We start from the raw sequence: 19,760 nt of genomic DNA on the forward strand, positions 1-19,760 counted from the left end.
AGATCCTGGCCCCGGCCAAGAGCATCGAGCAGATGCAGCACGTGGTGTTCAACGCCTACACCAACGCAACGCTGACGGTGTTGTTCCTGTTCGTGGTCTTCAGCATCCTGTTCTACGCGCTCAAGGTCGGCATCGCCGCCTGGGGCACGAAGGAACGCACGGACAAAGAAGCGCCATTCCAGGCCTTGCCGGACGCTTGATAGAGGATTGCAACGATGTTCAATGACTTGAGTCGCCTGGGTAAATACCTCGGTCAGGCCGCCCGCCTGATGGTCGGCATGCCCGACTACGACAACTACGTCGAGCACATGCAAACCAAGCACCCGGACAAGCCGATGATGGACTACGAGGCGTTCTTTCGGGAACGCCAAGAGGCTCGTTACGGCGGCAAGGGTGGGCCCAAGTGCTGTTGATCCGCTGATTGCCAGTGGATGATGTAACCCTTGTGGGAGCGAGCCTGCTCGCGATGGCGGAGTGTCAGTCAACATCACCGTTGACTGACACTCTGCCATCGCGAGCAAGCTCGCTCCCACAGTTATTTTGAGGTGGCTTCAGGATTTGCATACGCCAACAATCCCCTGTGGCGAGGGAGCTTGCTCCCGCTGGCGTGCGAAGCAGGCCCCGGCGGTTCTTCAGGCCGACCGCATCAGCCGGTTTGCGCAGCCGAGCGGGAGCAAGCGCCCTCGCCACGGGGTAGTTGCCTGGTTTGATTCCGGTGTCGATCAGTCCGCCAACAACACCGCCGCATCGAAGCCCACCCGCAAGTTGCCCCAATGACGGTCGCCGAAGAAGAACGGTACGTCGATCTCGGTCATGATTTCCCCGGTATCGCGCAGGTAGGTCTGCAGCAGGAAGCGCTGGACGTTGCCCGCCGCGCGCAGGCCGATCGGGTCGTTGAAGATGCGCTTGTTGCGGCACACCGGCAAATCCACCGCGCGGTCGCCGGTCGGCGGCTTCGAGACCCAGCTGTTGTTCACCGGGCAAAAGCCCTTGCTGTCGACCATGAACGAAACCTTGCCCCCCGGCGTGCTGCGGGTGAGTTTGTCGCATTCTTCCTGGCAGACCTGGGCAAAGCGTTCCGTGTAGCTGGTCATGTACTGCTTGGGATCGGTGCCGGGAACTAGCTGATAATTCTGATCGAACAGGTTCAGGCCTTCGCGTTGCAGTGCTTCCAGGCGGACCTGAAGCGTGTCGCGGCACTCGCTGGCGCGGGTGATGGCGGCATCCAGCTTGCCGTGGCCGAGCACGAAGCGACCCAGCAGCGCCTGGACCTTCTCGGCCACGCCAGACAGGTCGCGGGTGGCCGTGGCCGAATGCTGCATGCGCTGGTCGATCAATTGGCTGTCGGCGTGGATCTGGGTGACCCGGTCGTTGATCCCGGTGTTGCTGTCGGCGAACTGCTGGATATGGGTGGCGATGTCCGCCAGCTTGCCGTTGGTGGATTCGAAGTCGACGATCATGCTTTCGAAATGGCCGGAGGCGCGCTCCACCACTTTCTGGGTTTCCCGGGCGCTGTGGCTGATCTGCGTGGTCTGTTCGTGGGTCGAGCTGACTTCATCAAGCATGGCGTCGATGTTGCGCGAGATATCGTCGGTGGCACGGCTGACGTTCTGTGCCAAGGTCCGTACTTCATCGGCCACCACCGCGAAGCCACGGCCACTTTCGCCAGCCCGTGCGGCTTCGATGGCGGCATTGAGGGCCAGCAGGTTGGTCTGGGCAGAGATCTGTTGGATCAACCCGACAATCGACTTGATGCTCGACGAACGCTGATTCAAGGCGCTCACCAGGGTGGCGAATTCACCCAGGCTGCTGGAGATTTCGCTGATGTTGCCAGTCACCTCCAGCAGCTCTGCGTAGGAATCGCGGGCCATGCTCAGGTTCTGCGCAGTGGTGCTGGAGATGCCCTGGGTCTGGCGTGAAACCTCTTCGATGCGGCCCACGGCGGTGTTGCTCTGGTCCATCACTTCCTTGGCGAAGCGCGCTTGATGCGTGGCGCTGTCGCTGGAGTCGCTGATGTTTTTCAGCGAGCGGGCCGATTCGACGGCGATGTGCACGGTTAGCGCCTGGACATTGCTGATGATCTCCCGCTGCTTGGCCAGGAAACGGTTGCAGGTAGCGGCGAGTGTGCGGATCTCGTCGTGGGTCACCAGCGGCAGATCCTTGGACAAGTCGCCTTCGCCGTTGGCGATCTCTTCCAGGGCCTTGGTCATGGTGGTGACGGGGCGCACGATGAGGTGGCGGAAGTACCAGACCATGAAACTGACCATGCCCAGCGTCAAGAGCGCGCCGAAGAGCAGGGCATGGGTGAGACTGTCGAGCCGACCCTCGATTTGCCCCAACAGCGCGGCGTCCAGTTGGGCCGTGCGCAGCTGCAGGAGGATATCGGCGCGGGCGCTGATGGCTACCCAATAAAGCAAGGCACTGACCGCGACCAACAGAAAAAGGCTTGAAAGTTTTTTGGTGAGGGTATCGAAAAATTGCATCTCGATAGACTCATACAAGGCCTTTAAGGTCTGCATCACAGCTCCAGGGAAAAAAAGATTCGATGGCATACATTCGACCGATAGCGGCAAAGCTTTAGCGGATTTGGGCGATTTGACATCACTCTGCGATGCTGATGCGCGTTAACCCTGTCTCTTCGGTGAAACACGATGTCAATACCTACTGTTATGAATTAGACGAAAGTCGTACTAGCGCGTTGCCCGACGACTGCTACGGTTTGAAGTGCAAAACAATAAAAACAAATAGAGGGCGTCTCCATGTCCACTGAAAAGCAACAGGCTGCGCGTGACTACTGGAAGGAAAACCTACGCTGGATGCTGGTCTTACTGGCCATCTGGTTCGTGGTGTCGTTCGGTTTTGGCATCTTGCTGGTCGACTCACTCAATACCATCAGCTTCTTCGGAACACCCCTGGGGTTCTGGTTCGCCCAGCAGGGTTCCATCTACGTTTTTGTGCTCGAGATCTTCTTCTATGTCTGGAAGATGAATCAGCTCGATCGCAAATATGACGTTCACGAAGACTGAGGCCGACGAACATGGATACCCAAACCCTGATCTACCTGTTCGTCGGCGCCTCGTTTGCCCTTTACATTGCGATTGCTATCTGGACGCGGGCCGGTTCCACCAGCGAATACTACATAGCCAGTAAAGGCGTACATCCCGTACTCAATGGCATGGCCACCGGTGCGGACTGGATGTCGGCGGCGTCGTTCATCTCCATGGCCGGGATCATCGCCTTCGCCGGGTACGACGGTTCGGTCTACCTGATGGGCTGGACCGGTGGCTACGTGCTGTTGGCGATGTGCCTGGCGCCGTACCTGCGCAAATTCGGCAAATTCACCGTGCCCGAGTTCGTCGGGGCGCGTTATTACTCGCAGACCGCGCGGGTGGTGGCGGTGATCTGCGTGATCTTCATTTCCTTCACTTACGTCGCGGGGCAGATGCGCGGCGTGGGCATCGTCTTTTCCCGTTACCTGGAAGTGGATATCAATACCGGTGTCATGATCGGTATGGCCATCGTGTTCTTCTATTCGGTGCTGGGCGGCATGAAGGGCATCACCTATACCCAGGTAGCGCAGTACTGCGTGATGATCTTCGCCTACATGGTGCCAGCGATTTTCATCTCGATGATGATCACTGGCAATCCGATCCCGCAGTTGGGCTTTATCAGCGAGGTCGGCGGCTCGGGGCAGAGCGTGATCGAGCGACTCAATGGCCTGGGCGCCGAATTGGGCTTTACTGCCTACACCAACGGCACCAAATCAACCATGGACGTGTTTTTCATCACCATGGCGCTGATGGTCGGCACCGCGGGCCTGCCCCATGTGATCGTGCGTTTCTTCACCACGCCGACTGTGCGCGACGCCCGCAAGTCAGCAGGCTATGCCCTGTTATTCATTGCGATTCTCTACACCACCGCACCGGCCGTGGCGGCCTTCGCGCGCACCAATCTGCTGACCTCCATTCCCAACGTCAGTTACGCCACGGCACCGACCTGGTTCAAGACCTGGGAAAATTCTGGTCTGATTGCATGGGCGGACAAAAACAACGACGGCATCATTCAGTATGGCCCTGGGGCAGCATTGGTCGGCGCGCCGAGCTTCACCGGCGAACGCGGTGCGCATGAGCAACGGTTGCTTAAGAACCAGGTTTCGCCAGTGGCCAACGAGCTCTACGTCGACAATGACATCATGGTCCTGGCCAACCCCGAAATCGCCGGCCTGCCGGGATGGGTGATCGCCTTGATCGCCGCCGGTGGCCTGGCGGCGGCACTTTCGACCGCAGCGGGGCTGTTGTTGGTGATCTCCACCTCGATTTCCCATGACCTGCTCAAAAGCAACATCATGCCCAGGATCAACGAAAAGCAGGAGCTGCTCGCGGCACGCATTGCCGCCGGTGTGGCGGTGTTGATTGCCGGATTGTTCGGCATCTACCCACCCGCATTCGTCGCCCAGGTGGTGGCGTTCGCCTTCGGGTTGGCGGCGTCGTCGTTCTTCCCGGTAATTGTCATGGGCATCTTCTCCAAGCGCATGAACCGCGAAGGCGCGATCGCCGGGATGATCGTCGGGCTGACCTTCACCTTCACCTACATTGTCTACTTCAAGTTCATCAACCCGTCGATGAACACGGCTGAACATTGGTGGCTGGGAGTGTCCCCTGAAGGCATCGGCACGTTAGGGATGGTCTTCAACTTCCTGGCCGCTGTGGTGGTGTCACGCTTTACCGCGCCGCCGCCGGAGCACATTCAGCACTTGGTCGAAGACATTCGGGTGCCGAGAGGAGCCGGTGCTGCCATCGATCATTGACGGGTAGTCCTGGAGCAAGGAAACCAACGAGGGCGCCGGACTCATCATCCGGCGCCCTTTTTTGTGCGCAGAGTCAAGCAGGGAGGTGTTAGAAAGATTTACTGGGAATCATTCTCAAAGTATATTCGCTCTCATTCCTATCCCTCTGTGAGTGCGCGTCTTGAATCGTTCCACCCCTCTCGCTTACCGCAATGCTCTCGTCAAATGTGTTTTACCCGCGCTGTCCTGCTGTTTCATGGCAAGCCCCGTGAGGGCGCAAGACACTCTGGAGCTGCCCACCACCAACGTGCAAGGCAGTCGGATCATTCAGGACGAAGGCTACACGACGTCGCAAGCCAGCACGGCGAGCAAGAGCGATGTACCGATCAAGGAAGAGGCGCAGTCGATCAATGTCGTGACCCAGCAGACCCTGGCGGACTACCAAGTGCGCTCGTTGGACGACGCGATGAAGTTCGTCAGCGGCGTCAGCCAGGGCAACACCCTGGGCGGCTCGCGGGACTCGCTGGTCAAGCGCGGGTTTGGCACCAACGACGACGGCTCGATCCTGCGCGATGGCGTGCGTTCGAACCTGGGACACAACTTCAGCGCCACCACCGACCGCGTCGAAGTGCTCAAGGGGCCGGCCTCGATGTTGTACGGTGCGCTGGAGCCCGGCGGTCTGATCAACGTCATCAGCAAAAAGCCGGAATACACCCAGAGCACCACGCTGAGTGGTTCGGCCTACAGCGAAGGCGGCGGCACCATGGCCCTGGACACCACCGGGCCGCTGGGGGACACCGGGTTGGCTTATCGCCTGATCGCCGAGCGTGGGCATGAGGATTACTGGCGCAACTACGGCGTCAACGAGAGCACCCTGGTGGCGCCGTCCCTGGCTTGGACGGGGGAGCGGGCTTCGTTGAACCTGAGTTATGAGTACAACGAGTATTCCAATCCGTTTGATCGGGGCACGGTGTTCAGGAACGGGCATCCGGTGGACATCGACTATGACAAACGCCTGGATGAGCCTTGGGCAAAGAGTGTCGGTATTCGCGAAACGGCGACGGCGCGGTTTGAGTATGAGTTGAGTGAGGCGTGGAAAACCCGGGTGACCTACGGGTGGAACAATGACCGTTACAGTCTCTCGATTGCGCAGCCCGTCACTTTGACTGGAAACATGTTGAGCCGAAGGGCCAATGGCGCTCATTACGATGATGAAACCCGCTACGCCAGCTGGGATTTCATGGGCAAGCAGGAACTGTTCGGCCAGCGCCACGACCTATTGGTTGGCATTGATAACCAGGTATCCGATCAGTTCCGGGGTAAGACCTACCGTGGAAAAGTCCAGCCTGGTTTCGATGTCACGTCGCCGGTCTATGGCAACCTGCCAGAGCCCAGCCTGGTCAGCTCTACTGACAGTGACCTGCGAAACCAGTTGAATTCCAGTTCGGTGTATCTGAAAGACAACTGGCATTTGGATGACCGCTGGATTCTGGTTTTGGGTGGTCGCTATCAACACTACGATCAGTACAGCGATCAAGGCTTAGGCGGTGATTATGACGTCAATCGTGATGACAATGGCGACGCCTTCGTTCCGTTCCTGGGGCTGGTCTATAAAGCCACGGACGCCCTTTCGCTGTACGGTAACTACAGCCGGTCGTTCAAGCCCAATGATGTAGTCGACAAGGATCGTCGTACCTTCCAACCAGAGGAGGGCCGTAGCTACGAAATTGGCGCCAAGTACGATCCGCTACCGGGCTTGAACATCAACCTTGCGTTGTTCGACATCATTAAAAAGAACGTTGTCACTACCGTTGACGACGTTTCTGAAGCCGCCGGTAAAGTTGGCTCCCAAGGCCTGGAGCTGGACATAACCGGTCGCTTGGCCGACCGTTGGGATTTGATCGGCACCTATACCTACACCCACACCGAAATACTGGATGATCCCAAGGACGAGGGCCATCGCCTCCCCGATGCGCCAAAACACACCGCCAGCCTGTACCTGAGCCACCACCTGAACGTCCCTGCCGAATTCGGTGCCTGGCACGCCGGCGCCGGCGCCCGCTACGTCGGCGAACGCGCCGCCAATAAAGCCAACGAATTCTGGCTCAGCAGCTACACCGTCGCCGACGCCTTCCTGCGCTGGGAATCGCCAGTGTTCGGGCACAAGACCTCGCTGCAACTGAATGTCGACAACCTGTTCGACAAGCAATACTACCCGTCCTCCACCGGCAGTCCGGTACAGGTCAACGTCGGCGAGCCGCGTACTGCCAGGCTGAGCGCCAGCGTGACGTTCTGATTTTGCAGCGCTGAAACACAAAATGCCCGGGACCTGCGTTCCGGGCATTTTTTGTATGGCAGACAGTCAGCGGTTAAGCCGCCGTGCTGCCGACGGGAGTCTGCGTGGCGCCGTATCCAACGCTCGCCCTGAGAGCATGACGAAGCTTCAGCGCCGGTCGCTCAACGCCGTAATACGAAATACAACTCAAGGCGAACGACAACACCAGCACCGCGGTGATGATCAGGCCGCTGTACGCCACCGGCCAGAACGCCCGCAACACATACATCACCACAAAATGATTGAGGAACACGCCGTAGCTGATATTGCCCAGGAACTCATCCAGCCGGTGACGCTTCAGCTTGCTAAGCAGGAACACCGCCGGCAGGCCCAGGGCGATACCTAAGGTCACCTCGGCATTGAAAGGCCGACGGGGAATGATCCCCGCGACGATGGCCAGGAACATCAACGCGGCAACCAGCAGCGTGACGGACACAATCCACAGCCCCTTGGCCTGGGCCCGATACAGATAGCTGCCACACAAAAAAATGAACAGCACCCCCGGCAGCAGGCGGTAGCCGTAGATGTCGGTGTCGAGGTAGCCCAACGAAGCGACCATGAAAACCGCAACGGACAGCGCAAAGGCGATTCCCCGTGTCTTGTAGAGGACCAGGAACGGGATCAGCAAGTAAAAACACATTTCCAGGCCCAGGGACCAGGCCGGTGGCAGGATCTCGGGCACGGTGATGCCGAACATGTAGAAGCCCAGCGGCACGATGGGCAGGCTGGTGGCGATGTTTTCCAGGGTCAGGGCGGCCGCCTGGGGTGTGCCCGGCAGGAGGAAATGAATCACGACGCAGGACAGGACGAAGTACGCCAGGAACTGCGGATACAGCCTCAACAGCCGATCGATATAGAACAGGCCTATCTGGCCCGGGGTGTTGTAGGTCTTCTCGATCAGCGAGGTCATCACGAAGCCGCTGATGATCAGGAAGGACACCACGGCAACGACGCCGGGGTTCAATCCGAGGAAAGTCACGCCCATATGAGAAACGGCCACCAACATGGCCAACAGCAACCGATAAACCCCCAACGCGCATCATCCTTAATCAGAGCCGATCCATTTGCGCGCTACGTTAGGTGGCTTTGCGAGCGGTTAATAGTGGTCCGCGAGGCGATGGCGGGGCAGTGGGGTCAATTGTCACATTTGACACATTTGTTTCAGTGGGATGGCCATCGCGAGCAAGCCCGGCTCCCACAGGGACCGGCGGCGTACACAAATAATGCATACCCCGCAGGTCTTTCTGTGGGAGCGAGCCTGCTCGCGATGGCGATGTAACGGATCAGCGAAACACCGGCACCCAACTGCTGGATGAACAATTCCAGGTTTTTTTTCTCGGCATGGGACAGGCTGTTGTCGCACCAGAAGTCGAATTCATCTGCCACGAAGTAATCATTCCCTCGAAGTTCGGCGTGTCAGCTATCGTTGGACCAAGCCCGGCGTTTTAGCGGTGGGTATTAATTTCCCCTTTTCAGGGCATTTGCCCCTGGCTTCCCGTCTGCATGCACCGATTCGACCCGTTTGTAGCTTGGGCGCACGAAACTGAAATAAACGTTTCAGCCTTCACATCGCTTTTCGTCGCAAAATCGAAAATAAATTTCGCTTTTTTGTCGTTCTGCGATGGTTTTTCCAGCATTGGCTTAATGCACTGCACTTAGGCACAGCCCTTGCTACGACTCCAGAACCCGATAACCAGCCAGAGGTATTCGATACGTAGATAAAACAGGGGGGCGCACGTCATCCGGACGCAAAGGCCTGATCAGAGACCCATGCCGAAGAGGTATTCAAGAGAACCAGGGCTCATAAAAAGGCAAGGCCGCACTGAGTGGAATGACGACGTAATAAGAAATGCCGTGTAGAACGCGGCAGGGAGTTGGCTATGCCCCACGCTTTTTTTAATGAAATGTATGACGCCCAGGGTGACTGCCGCCCGCATTACCAAGCCTTCTCGCGCTGGCTGGCGGACACGCCGCTTGAACTGTTGGAGCAACGCCGCCGCGAAGCCGATCTGCTGTTCCATCGAGCCGGTATCACCTTCACCCTCTATGGGGACGAGCAGGGCACCGAGCGGTTGATTCCGTTCGACATCATCCCGCGCAGCATCAAGGCCAGCGAATGGCAGATGGTCGAGCGTGGCTGCATCCAGCGGGTCCAGGCCCTGAACATGTTCCTGGCCGACATCTACCATGGCCAACACATTCTCAAGGAAGGGATCATTCCGGCCGAGCAGGTGCTTGCCAACGAGGGTTATCAGATTGCGATGCAGGGCCTGGACCTGCACCGGGGCATTTACGCTCATATCGCCGGTGTCGACCTGGTTCGCGACGGTGATGGCAGCTACTACGTGCTGGAGGACAACCTGCGCACGCCCAGCGGCGTGAGCTACATGCTCGAAGACCGCAAGATGATGATGCGCCTGTTCCCCGAGCTCTTCGCCGCCCAGCGCGTGGCCCCCATCGATCATTACCCTAACTTGCTGCTCGATACCCTCAAGAGCTCAAGCCCCCTCGAGAACCCCACCGCCGTGGTGCTGACGCCGGGACGCTTCAACAGCGCCTATTTCGAGCACGCGTTCCTCGCCCGTGAAATGGGCGTGGAGCTGGTGGAGGGTGCTGACCTGTTCGTGCGTGACGACCACGTGTACATGCGCACCACCGCCGGCCCACGGCAGGTGGACGTGATTTACCGTCGCCTTGACGATGCCTACCTCGACCCGTTGTCGTTCAACCCCGATTCGATGCTGGGCGTGCCCGGGCTGATCGCCGTGTACCGCGCCGGCAACGTGGTGCTGGCGAACGCGGTCGGCACGGGCGTGGCCGATGACAAGTCGATCTACCCTTATGTCGACGAAATGATCCGTTTCTACCTCACCGAAGAGCCGATCCTGAAGAACGTGCCCACCTGGCAATGCCGCAAGCCTCAGGACCTGTCCCATGTACTGGCCAACCTGCCGGATCTGGTGGTCAAGGAAACCCAGGGCTCCGGCGGCTACGGCATGCTGGTCGGGCCGGCTGCCACTGCCGCGGAAATCGAGGATTTCCGCGCGCGTCTCAAGGCCCGTCCCGAAGCCTATATCGCCCAGCCGACCTTGAGCCTGTCCACGTGCCCGACCTTTGTCGAGAGCGGCATCGCGCCGCGCCACATCGACCTGCGTCCGTTCGTGCTGTCGGGCAAGGAAACGCGCCTGGTGCCCGGCGGGCTGACCCGTGTGGCGCTGCGCGAGGGCTCGCTGGTGGTGAACTCGTCCCAGGGCGGCGGCACCAAAGACACTTGGGTAGTGGAGGACTAAGACATGCTTTCAAGAACTGCTTCGGACCTCTATTGGATGTCCCGCTACCTGGAGCGCGCCGAGAACCTGGCGCGCATGCTCGAAGTCAGCTATTCGCTGTCGCTGATGCCCCAGGCCGGGCGCAGCGATGGCCATGCCGAACTGGCGATGTCGTTGCTGGCCGCCGGTACGCTGGACGACTACAACGCCCGTTATGACGCGCTCAACACCGAGCGCATGCTGCATTTCTTTGCCCTGGACGAAACCAACCCCGGCAGTATCTACAGCTGCCTGCGGGCCGCACGGACCAATGCCCACGCCGTGCGCGGGCGCATCACCGCCGACATGTGGGAGAACATCAACGCCACCTGGCTGGAAATGCGCAACATCGCCAGCAATGGCCTGGGGCGCTACGGCATCAGCCATTTCTGCGAGTGGGTCAAGGAGCGCTCGCACCTGTTCCGGGGCGCGACGTCGGGCACCATCATGCGCAACGATGCCTACTGTTTCATTCGCCTGGGGACCTTTATCGAACGGGCCGACAACACCCTGCGCCTGCTGGATGCCCGCTATGAGATGTTCGGCGAGGAGTCGGAGGAGGTCAGCGACAACTCTGCCCGTGGTTATTACCAGTGGAGTGCCTTGTTGAGGGCGCTGTCTTCGTTCGAGGCGTTCAACGAGATCTACCGTAACGCGCCGAATGCCGAGCAGGTGTCCGAGATGCTGCTGTTGCGGGCCGACGTCCCGCGTTCGCTGCATGCCTGTATCGAAGAACTGGACCATATCCTCGCCAGTTTGCCGGGCAACAACGGCCGGCCGGCACAACGCCTGGCCGCCGAGCTGAATGCGCGCCTGCGCTATTCCGGGATCGACGAGATCCTGGCGTCGGGGCTGCATCAATGGCTGACGGACCTGATCGGGCAAATTCGCCACTTGGGCCAGACGGTCCATGAGTCTTACCTGGAGGTCGTATGAAGCTGTCCATACGCCACGACACCACCTACAGCTACGCCGATGAAGTCTGCACCAGCATCCAGTTCCTGCGCCTGACGCCTCGGGACACCCAGCGCCAGCGCATCCTGGAGTGGCACTTGGAGCTGCCGCGACTGGTGCGCAGCCAGCTTGATCCTTACGGCAACATCCTTCACGTCATGACCATGGACGAACCCCACGGTGCCTTGGTCTTGACGGCTTATGGCGAGGTGGAAATCCATCAGTCGATAGCGATGGAGCCGGACAGCCAGTCGCCACTGCCATTTTTGCGCACCAGCCACCTTACCCAGGCAGACGACGCCCTCAGTGCCTTCGCCGTCGAGCAATGCGCAGGGCGCCGGGATCGTTCGGCCTTGACCGATCTGATGAACGGCCTGGCCGCGCGGATGCCCTACAGCCCCGGCACGACGGCGGTCAACAGCACCGCCGCCGAGGCGTTTGCCGGTGGAACCGGAGTTTGCCAGGACCATACCCACGCCTTCCTGGCCTGCGCCCGCAGTCTGGGCATTCCTGCGCGTTATGTTTCCGGCTACCTGTGCACCGAAGATGAAAGTCACCTGGCGAGCCACGCCTGGGCGGAAGCCTGGCTCGACGATGGCTGGTACAGCTTCGACGTGACCAACCGCCTGACCCTTCCAGACCGCCACCTGAAACTGGCGGTCGGCCTGGACTACCTCGACGCCTGCCCGGTCCGCGGCATGCGCCGGGGTGGCGGGGCGGAACAGATGCAGGCGCGGGTGCAGGTGAGCTCGATGGTGCAGGTGCAACACCAATAGAAGCCCGCCGAAGCTGGAGGCCTCATCGCGAGCAGGCTCGCTCCCACACTGGGGTTGGAGATGGACACAAAACTTGTGGCCACTCGAGAGCCCAGTGGAGCCCAGTTCAACTGGCTACAGGGTTTTGGAATCTCAACCAAACCCGTTCAACTGGCTACAGGGTTTTGGAGCCTCAACCAAACCCGTTGAACTGGGCACATGGTTTGGAGCCTCAACCCAACTGCCTTTGTGGCGAGGGAGCTTGCTCCCGCTGGGCTGCGCCGCAGCCCCAAAACCAAGCACCGCTCAGTGTCAGGCAGATCGCATGCACTTATTGGGACCGCTTCGCGCCCCAGCGGGAGCAAGCTCCCTCGCCACAGGATTGGGTGCTCGGCATCAGGTTTGGAAACACCCGAGAACTCTGTGGGAGCAAGGCTTGCCCGCGATGACGGTTGCCCAGCCAGCATCACCGCTAACTGACCCACCGCCATCGCGAGCAGGCTCGCTCCCACAAAAAAATCCGCCAGTCACTCCAAGCCTGGACATCTCCCTGGTCTCTCTCAAATGAAGCTTTCATGACAAAAGTTCGGTAGCACATCGCCATTCCCGTCATGCCTGTGTGACGTGTTCGAGGGGACCTTTCAGGTCGTTTGGAGCCGGGGCGCGAAGCCGGGAGTGAGGCGATGGGGACTATGGAACGTTATTCGAAAGTGGGCATGCAGGAGCTTGACCAGCGGCTGTCGAAGATCGTCGAGGCGGCGCGCAAGCAGCCGGTCTCGGTGTATCGCTACGGCGCACCGTGGGTCTGGATCGTTTCCCAGGATGACTGGCAGGGCGCGCTCAAGGAAGTGTCCAGCTACATTCCGCAAGGCCATTCACTGGTCTTGCTGCGTCCGCAGATCGACGACCTGCTGGACGACCATCGCGATGTGCTGCTGGGCCTCAATGCCAGCGCCCAAATGCTGATCGCACCGCAAACTGCCATGCACATCCTCCTGCTGCAACTGCTCTATTCGGTGCCCAGCGAGCAGCAACTCTACGAACAACTCAATTACAACCTGCTGTTCCGCTGGTTCGTCGGCCTGGACCTGAACCAGAAGGTCTGGAGCTTCAACGTCCTGAGCAAAGACCTCGCCACGCTGCTGGGCGATGCGCGGGCGGTGCGGCTAATCCAGAAAATCATCGGTGAAGTGTTCTGTGGCGCCTTGCTGCAAATGCCGGAGTTCTCCTTGAACTTCGCGCTGCTGCACACCTGGCTGGCCCGGCACGCCACGACATCGACTGCAAGCAATTGAGCCGTACTTTGAATTCAGGGGGTGGTGTGGAGCATTTCTTCAAATCGCGGCCGGCGCTGTGGGGCTGGCTGCTGTTGGCGGTCGGGGGACCGTCGGCAATCGCCGCCGAAGGAGGGCAGGAGGCCGAAGCGGCGCCGGCGCGCCTGGTGGACGTGAACGAGTATTTCGTGCGCGGCAACACAGTGCTCGATGCCCGGGCCATCGAGGAAGCGGTGTACCCGTTCCTCGGTCCGCAAAAGGCCTTGAGCGACATCGAGGGCGCCCGGGAAGCCCTGCAGAAAGCCTATCAGGCACGTGGTTATCAATCGGTCTTCGTCGAGTTGCCGGAGCAGAAAGTCGAAGACGGCATCGTCTACCTGCAAGTCAGCGAGACCAAGGTCGGCCGGGTCCGTGTGGTGGGAGCCAAGCACTATTCTCCGGTGGAAATTCGCGAGGACGTGCCGGCGCTCAAGGAAGGCGAGGTGCCGGACTTTGCTCAGGTTCAGACCGAACTGGCGCAACTGAACAAAACCCCGGGACGCCAAGTCATGCCGCTGGTGCGCGAAGGCCAGCGCCCCGGGACGATGGACGTGGATCTGCAGGTTGAAGACCAGGACCCCTGGCAAGCCAGCCTGGGCCTGAACAACGACTACAGCGCCGACACCGAAAAGCTGCGTACCGTCGCGAGCCTGGGCTACAACAACCTCTGGCAGTTGGGCCACAGCGTTTCCCTGACATTCTTCACCGCGCCCCAGGACACCGAAAACGCCAAGGTCTGGTCAGGTTCCTACACCGCGCCGCTGAGCGAGCGCTGGAGCGTTCAACTCTCCGGTTACCAATCCGACAGCAACGTGGCCACCGTCGGCGGCAGCAACGTATTAGGCAAGGGGCATTCCTACGGGGTGTCGGCGATCTACAGCCTGCCGTCCACGGGCGCATGGGCCAACAGCTTTTCGGTCGGGGTGGATTTCAAGGACTTCGAGGAGGAACTCAACCTCGGCGGTGCCAGCGACAAGGCGCCGCTCAAGTACGCGCCGTTCACCTTCGCCTATAACGGCTTTCGCTACACCGAAACCAGCCAATTGGGCCTCGGCCTGAGTCTGGTGGCGGGTACCCGCAGCCTGCTCGGCTATGGCAGCTCCGACGAAGAGTTCGATTACAAGCGCTATCGCGCCAGCCCCAGCTTCGCCGTGCTCAAGGGCGACGGCAATTACACCTTCACCTTCGGCAATGACTGGCAGACCGCCTCCAAGGCTGCCTTCCAACTGGCGTCAGGGCCGCTGGTTTCCAACGAACAGTTTTCCGCCGGTGGCGCCACTTCGGTGCGTGGCTACCTGGCCGCCGAGCGCACTGGCGATGACGGCTACCTGCTGTCCCAGGAGCTGCGCACGCCGTCCCTGGCCAAGTTCCTCGGCAGCTACGTCCAGGAGTGGCGCTTCTATGCCTTCGCCGAAGGCGCGCAGCTGTATTTGCGCGACGAACTGCCCGACCAGGAAGCCGACTACAGCCTCGCCAGCGTCGGCCTCGGCACCCGCGCGAGCCTGAGCAAATGGCTGTCCGGCAGCCTCGACTGGGGCTATCCGCTGCTCGACGGGCCGAACACCTCGAAACAGGAATCGCGCCTGCACTTCAACCTGCAAGCGACGTTTTGAACCCAGGAGTCATGTCCATGCAACGCTTATTGCTTTCCCTGTTTATCTGCCTGGGGCTGGTGCTTCCGGCGACCGCCAACGCCTGGTGGCAGGACGATTGGCACTATCGCAAACAGATTTCCGTGGACACCACGCCCCAGGGTGCCGCCATCGCCCAGGCCTTGGGCCGCACGGCGCTGCTGGTGCGCCTGCACACCGGCAACTTCACCTTCGACGGCGTCAAGGACGATGGCTCGGACCTGCGTTTCGTCAGCGCCGATGACAAGACCGTGCTCAATCACCAGATCGAAAGCTTCGACCCGCTGATGGGCATGGCGCTGATCTGGGTGGATGTGCCGAGCGTGGAGGGCGGTCAGCGCCAGGACCTGTGGATGTATTACGGCAACCAGAAAGCACCGGCCACGGGCAGCGGCCAGTTGACCTTCGATCCGGACTACACCGCGTTGTACCACTTCGACGGCGCCACCGGCGTACCGCCCCGGGATACCACGGCTTACGGCAACAACGCCCAGGGCGCAACCGGCGTGAGCATCGACGGGGTGATTGGGCGTGCGTTGCAGTTCAACGGCCAGCCGTTGTTGCTGCCGGCCAGCCCATCGCTGCAACACAATGCCGGCGCGGCGTTCACCTTCAGCACCTGGCTGCGCCAAGACCAGGCCAGTGGCGAGCAAATCATCCTGGCCCGTCGCGAAGCGGCTACGAGCCTGTTGGTGGGTGTCAACCAGGGGGTGCCGTTCGTAGCGATCAACGACCAGCGCGCGGTCTCGACCCAGCCGTTGAACCCCGGCCAGTGGCAGCACTTGGCGGTGACAGCCTCTGGCGACCGGATCGTGCTGTACGTCAACGGGCGTGAGACCGCGAGTCTCGCCGTGCCGATGCCAGCGTTCAGCTCGCCGATGGCCCTGGGCGCTGATGTTTCCGCCGGGGCCTTCGCGCCTTTCAGCGGCGCCATGGACGAAGCGCGCCTGTCCAAAGTCGCCCGCCCGGCGCCGTTGCTGTTGGCCGACGCCAATGCCCAGGGCGCCGAGTCGAAACTGGTGGCCTACGGCGTCGATGAAGAGCAGTCCGGCTTCGGTTTCGGCAGCCTGGGTTTCCTGCTCAACGCGGTGCCGCTGGATGCGTGGGTGATCATCGGCGTACTGGTGCTGATGATGTTCCAGTCGTGGATCATCATGATCCGCAAGAATCGCATGGTCAGCCGCCTCAGCGCTGCCAACGAAGCCTTCCGTGAGCAATTCGCCCGGATCGGCACGCGCCTGGAAATGTTTGCCGATGACCAGGAGCTCGCCCAGCGCCTGCAACACTCGTCGCTGTGGCGCTTGTACCTGGTGGCCGTCAAGGAAATCCGCACCCGCCGCGAGCAGGGCGCCGATACCTCGTCGGTGTCGGCGGCCACCATCGAAGCGATCCGCTGCTCGATGGATGGCGTGCGCACCCGCGAGAACCAAGCGCTGAGTTCGAAACTTTCCTCCCTGTCCAACGCCATCGCCGGCGGTCCGTACATCGGCCTGCTCGGCACTGTGCTGGGGATCATGGTGGTGTTCCTCGGCACCGCCATGGCCGGTGACGTGAACATCAACGCCATCGCCCCGGGCATGGCTGCGGCCTTGCTCGCCACCGCCATGGGCCTGTTCGTCGCGATCCCGGCGCTGTTTGGCTACAACCGCCTGATCACCCGCAACAAGGAAGTCAGCGCCGACATGCGGGTCTTCGTCGACGAGTTCATCACCCGCTTGGCGGAGATGCACGGCGAAGGCCAGTCCGGTGAAGCGGCCCATCGCCGCGGTCATCACGTCCAATCGTCCGTACCGGCCTGAGGGAGTCGCCATGGCTAGCGTAAACGCTTCACACGATGACGACGATGATGCGGCCGTCGACAGCATCAACATCACACCGCTGGTGGATGTGCTCATGGTGGTGCTGGTGATGTTCATCCTGACGGCCACGGCCCAGGTGTCGGGTATCCAGATCAACCTGCCCAAGGCCAGCGCCTCGGTGTCGTTGTCCGAAGCCAAGACCAAGGCGATTTCGGTGAACGATGGCGGCCAGGTGTTCCTCGATGCCTATCCGGTGACCCTGGCCGAGCTGGAAGAGCGCCTGCGCATCGAAAAAGCCCAGAGCCCGGACTTCCCGGTGATCGTGCGCGGCGACGCGACGGTGCAGTACCAGAAAGTCATTGAAGTGCTGGACCTGTTGCGACGCCTGGAACTGTCCCAGGTCGGCCTCGTGACCGGCAAACCGAGCCAGGGCTGATCATGACCGCCAGACTTCCCATCGATCCGCCCCCGGTGAAGACCGTGCCGCTGCGCCTGCTCAAGTGGGCCGCCGGCCTGCTGCTCGGCGCCGTGGCGGCCTGGCTGCTGTGGCAGTGGGCCAACGACATGAGTGGCGTTCGCCGCGAAGCGCCGAAGGTGCCGACCATTATTCCGTTGCCACCGCCGCCCCCGCCGCCGCCGGAAAAACCCAAGGAGCCGGAGCCCCAAGTCGAGGAGAAGGTGGTCGAGCCCGAACCGACCCCGGAACCCGAAGAGGTCAAGCCCGAAGAAGAAGCGCCGCCGTCGCCGGTCGATGACCTGGCGAACCCAATGCAGATGGACGGCGATGCCCAGTCCGGCAACGACGCTTTCAACATCGGCGCCGGCAAGGGCGGCGGCATGGCCGGGGCAGGGGGCGGCCGTCTGGGTAATGGCACCTACAGCCAGTTCCTGGCGTTCACCTTCCAGCGTTTGCTGCGGGAAAACCCCGACTTGCGCAGCCTGGCGTTCTCGCTGCAGGCCGATGTCTGGCTCAGTGCCGTGGGCGAAATCACCCGGGTCGAGCTGGTCAAGTCCAGCGGCAACCCGCAGGTGGACGAGCAAGTGATTTCCGCCCTGCGTGCCGCGCCCCATTTGACCGAGCGACCGCCGGCCTCCCTGACCTTGCCCGTGCGCCTGTCCTTGCAGGGACGGCGGCCGGGTTAACCGACTATTTGACAGTTTGCCAACAGGAGTTGTGTGCAGATGATTTCCAATGTGAATCGATTGTCGTGGGCAATCGGCCTGGTGGTCTTGAGCCTGGCTGGACACGCGGCCGCCACCCCGGCGCCGTCGGAAAACGCCACGATCAATCTGATCCGCCTGCTGGTGCAGCAGGGTGTGTTGAAGCAGGACCAGGCCGATGGCCTGATCGCCCAGGCCGAACGCGAAGCCGTGCAGGCCCGCCAGGCGGCCACGGCAGTTGCCGCGACGCCGGCCGGTGCGCCGGGGGACGTGCGTGTGCAATACGTGCCGAATATCGTGCGTGAGCAGATCCGCGACCAGGTCAAGGCTGAAGTCATGGCCACGGCCAAGCAGGAAAACTGGGCCCAGCCCAACACCTTCCCGGATTGGGTCTCGCGCATCAGTTTCGACGGCGACATTCGCCTGCGGGATGAGTCGCGCTATTACTCCGGCACCAACAGCAACGAGATCGTCGACTTCGCCCGGCTCAATGATCGAGGGCCTTACGACGTCAATCCCAACAGCAGCTCCAGCCTGCCGCCGTTGCTCAACACCCGCGAAGACCGGGAAAACCTGTTCCGCCTGCGCGCCCGCCTGGGCATGAAGGCGGTGATTGCCCCGCAATGGACGGCGGGCATCCGCATCGGAACCGGCTCGGACAACAACCCGGTGTCCACCACCCAGACCCTGGGCGGCGGCTTCGGCAAGAAAGACATCTGGCTCGACCAGGGTTACCTGATCTGGAAACCGTCGGATGAATTGACCCTGACCGGCGGGCGTTTCGCCAATCCGTTTTTCTCCACCGACCTGCTGTATTCCGGTGACCTGAACTTCGATGGTGTGGCGGCGAATTTCAATCACAAGCTCAATCAGGACTGGGGCCTGTTCGGTACGGTCGGCGCGTTCCCGGTGGAGTACACCAACGACACCAGCACCAGCAATGGCAGCGACAAGGAAGAGAGCGACAACAAGTGGCTGTACGGTGCGCAACTGGGGGCCAATTGGGCGATCAACGACAGCAACCGGATCAAGGGGGCCATGGCCTATTACCGCTTCGACGACATCGAAGGCCAGCGTTCCTCGCCGTGCGAGCCCTGGGCCGGTGATCCAGGCTGCGACAGCGACGGTTCGCGGGTGGCGTTCATGCAGAAGGGCAACACGGTATTCCTGTTGCGCGACATCACGCCCAATCCCCTCAACCCGTCCACCACGCCGCAGCCGCAATACGTCGGCCTGGCCTCGGAGTTCAACCTGCTGGACCTGAACGTCGCCTGGGACACCGATTTGCCTGAAGACCTCAAGCTGCGCAGCCAGGCCCACTACGTCCACAACCTCGGCTACGACGAAGGCGAGATGCGCAAGCGCTCCGAAGGGCAGTTCGCCAACAACCTGGACGAAAACGGCGAGGTGGAAAGCGGCGCCAACGCCTGGATGCTCCTGTTCACCCTTGGCAACTCCCTGGAACTCAAGCGCGAGGGCGACTGGAACCTGTTCGCCGGCTACAAGTACATCCAGCCGGACGCCTTGCCGGACGGCTTCAACGATTCGTCATTCCACTTGGGCGGTACCAATGCCAAGGGTTATTTCCTGGGCGGCAACTATGGCCTGGCGAGCAACGTCTTCGCCACCGGCCGCTGGTTGAGTTCCGAAGCGGTGTACGGCGCGCCGTACGACATCGATGTCTTGCAGCTTGAAATCAACACGCGCTTCTAAGCGCT

General features: G+C 61.0%; 16 protein-coding genes and 1 pseudogene. 14 read left to right on the forward strand and 3 right to left on the reverse strand.

The genetic code is table 11. The annotated features are described in order from the left end of the window. Window positions 1–200, forward strand: a 200-nt coding sequence (locus J3361_RS18985; RefSeq protein WP_207965868.1) for a hypothetical protein, incomplete at its 5' end; no start/stop codon positions are given. Window positions 201–215: 15 nt separating this feature from the next. Further along, window positions 216–413 carry a YbdD/YjiX family protein gene (locus tag J3361_RS18990; RefSeq protein WP_003182142.1) on the forward strand — a complete coding sequence of 66 codons (198 nt, stop codon included), beginning with the start codon at window positions 216–218 and terminating at the stop codon, window positions 411–413. 309 nt (window positions 414–722) lie between these two features. Here the strand turns inward: J3361_RS18990 and J3361_RS18995 are convergent, their stop codons facing one another. Next, window positions 723–2,519 (reverse strand): methyl-accepting chemotaxis protein, encoded by a 1,797-nt coding sequence (locus J3361_RS18995; RefSeq protein WP_207965869.1) that lies wholly within the window; start codon window positions 2,517–2,519, stop codon window positions 723–725. 240 nt (window positions 2,520–2,759) lie between these two features. On the opposite strand from J3361_RS18995, the gene J3361_RS19000 reads away from it, so the two are divergent. From J3361_RS19000 to J3361_RS19010, 3 genes are all read left to right on the forward strand, one after another. Further along, on the forward strand, window positions 2,760–3,026 hold the full coding sequence (locus J3361_RS19000; RefSeq protein WP_186710468.1) for a DUF4212 domain-containing protein: 267 nt from the start codon (window positions 2,760–2,762) through the stop codon (window positions 3,024–3,026). Between the two features lie 11 nt (window positions 3,027–3,037). Beyond that, window positions 3,038–4,807, forward strand: coding sequence for a sodium:solute symporter family protein (locus J3361_RS19005; RefSeq protein WP_207965870.1), 1,770 nt, complete (start codon window positions 3,038–3,040; stop codon window positions 4,805–4,807). A 160-nt stretch (window positions 4,808–4,967) separates the two neighbouring features. Next, entirely contained in the window at window positions 4,968–7,082 is a 2,115-nt protein-coding gene (locus J3361_RS19010) for a TonB-dependent siderophore receptor (protein WP_207965871.1), read from the forward strand. 73 nt (window positions 7,083–7,155) lie between these two features. On the opposite strand, the gene J3361_RS19015 is transcribed toward J3361_RS19010, so the two are convergent. Both J3361_RS19015 and J3361_RS19020 read right to left on the reverse strand, forming a co-directional pair. Next, on the reverse strand, window positions 7,156–8,154 hold the full coding sequence (locus J3361_RS19015; protein WP_207965872.1) for an acyltransferase: 999 nt from the start codon (window positions 8,152–8,154) through the stop codon (window positions 7,156–7,158). A 128-nt stretch (window positions 8,155–8,282) separates the two neighbouring features. Continuing rightward, window positions 8,283–8,507: a hypothetical protein gene (locus J3361_RS19020; protein WP_207965930.1), complete on the reverse strand. Its 225-nt coding sequence runs from the start codon at window positions 8,505–8,507 to the stop codon at window positions 8,283–8,285. A 494-nt stretch (window positions 8,508–9,001) separates the two neighbouring features. Between J3361_RS19020 and J3361_RS19025 the strand changes: the two genes are divergently transcribed. The 9 genes and pseudogenes from J3361_RS19025 to J3361_RS19065 all read left to right on the forward strand — a co-directional run bounded on the left by J3361_RS19025 (window position 9,002) and on the right by J3361_RS19065 (window position 19,755). After that, window positions 9,002–10,411 carry a circularly permuted type 2 ATP-grasp protein gene (locus J3361_RS19025; protein WP_207965873.1) on the forward strand — a complete coding sequence of 470 codons (1,410 nt, stop codon included), beginning with the start codon at window positions 9,002–9,004 and terminating at the stop codon, window positions 10,409–10,411. A gap of 3 nt (window positions 10,412–10,414) precedes the next feature. Next, window positions 10,415–11,365 (forward strand): alpha-E domain-containing protein, encoded by a 951-nt coding sequence (locus tag J3361_RS19030; protein WP_003201699.1) that lies wholly within the window; start codon window positions 10,415–10,417, stop codon window positions 11,363–11,365. Continuing rightward, on the forward strand, window positions 11,362–12,159 hold the full coding sequence (locus J3361_RS19035) for a transglutaminase family protein (RefSeq protein WP_207965874.1): 798 nt from the start codon (window positions 11,362–11,364) through the stop codon (window positions 12,157–12,159). Before J3361_RS19030 ends, J3361_RS19035 begins: the two co-directional genes overlap by 4 nt. Window positions 12,160–13,097: 938 nt before the next feature. Next, a pseudogene (locus tag J3361_RS29550) lies at window positions 13,098–13,268 on the forward strand (transposase); the annotation flags it as partial. 191 nt (window positions 13,269–13,459) lie between these two features. Further along, entirely contained in the window at window positions 13,460–15,064 is a 1,605-nt protein-coding gene (locus tag J3361_RS19045; protein ID WP_207965928.1) for a ShlB/FhaC/HecB family hemolysin secretion/activation protein, read from the forward strand. A 17-nt stretch (window positions 15,065–15,081) separates the two neighbouring features. Further along, window positions 15,082–16,881, forward strand: a complete 1,800-nt coding sequence (locus J3361_RS19050) for a MotA/TolQ/ExbB proton channel family protein (RefSeq protein ID WP_207965876.1) — start codon at window positions 15,082–15,084, stop codon at window positions 16,879–16,881. 10 nt (window positions 16,882–16,891) lie between these two features. Then, entirely contained in the window at window positions 16,892–17,317 is a 426-nt protein-coding gene (locus J3361_RS19055; protein ID WP_003201710.1) for a biopolymer transporter ExbD, read from the forward strand. 2 nt (window positions 17,318–17,319) lie between these two features. Beyond that, window positions 17,320–18,024: an energy transducer TonB gene (locus J3361_RS19060; RefSeq protein WP_207965877.1), complete on the forward strand. Its 705-nt coding sequence runs from the start codon at window positions 17,320–17,322 to the stop codon at window positions 18,022–18,024. 39 nt (window positions 18,025–18,063) lie between these two features. Then, a complete protein-coding gene (locus tag J3361_RS19065; protein WP_207965878.1) occupies window positions 18,064–19,755 on the forward strand; it encodes a putative porin in 1,692 nt (563 codons plus the stop codon). Window positions 19,756–19,760 lie beyond the last annotated feature (5 nt).

This window comes from Pseudomonas sp. OA65 (assembly GCF_017498305.1).
GTDB classification, from domain to species: Bacteria; Pseudomonadota; Gammaproteobacteria; order Pseudomonadales; family Pseudomonadaceae; genus Aquipseudomonas; species Aquipseudomonas zanjanensis.

Coding starts and splice junctions, on each gene's coding strand:
- J3361_RS18995 (WP_207965869.1), bottom strand. CDS start 2,519: ATGCAGACCTTAAAGGCCTTGTATGAGTCTATCGAGATGCAATTTTTC.
- J3361_RS19055 (WP_003201710.1), top strand. CDS start 16,892: ATGGCTAGCGTAAACGCTTCACACGATGACGACGATGATGCGGCCGTC.
- J3361_RS19050 (WP_207965876.1), top strand. CDS start 15,082: ATGCAACGCTTATTGCTTTCCCTGTTTATCTGCCTGGGGCTGGTGCTT.
- J3361_RS19005 (WP_207965870.1), top strand. CDS start 3,038: ATGGATACCCAAACCCTGATCTACCTGTTCGTCGGCGCCTCGTTTGCC.
- J3361_RS19030 (WP_003201699.1), top strand. CDS start 10,415: ATGCTTTCAAGAACTGCTTCGGACCTCTATTGGATGTCCCGCTACCTG.
- J3361_RS19000 (WP_186710468.1), top strand. CDS start 2,760: ATGTCCACTGAAAAGCAACAGGCTGCGCGTGACTACTGGAAGGAAAAC.
- J3361_RS19065 (WP_207965878.1), top strand. CDS start 18,064: ATGATTTCCAATGTGAATCGATTGTCGTGGGCAATCGGCCTGGTGGTC.
- J3361_RS19025 (WP_207965873.1), top strand. CDS start 9,002: ATGCCCCACGCTTTTTTTAATGAAATGTATGACGCCCAGGGTGACTGC.
- J3361_RS18990 (WP_003182142.1), top strand. CDS start 216: ATGTTCAATGACTTGAGTCGCCTGGGTAAATACCTCGGTCAGGCCGCC.
- J3361_RS19060 (WP_207965877.1), top strand. CDS start 17,320: ATGACCGCCAGACTTCCCATCGATCCGCCCCCGGTGAAGACCGTGCCG.
- J3361_RS19035 (WP_207965874.1), top strand. CDS start 11,362: ATGAAGCTGTCCATACGCCACGACACCACCTACAGCTACGCCGATGAA.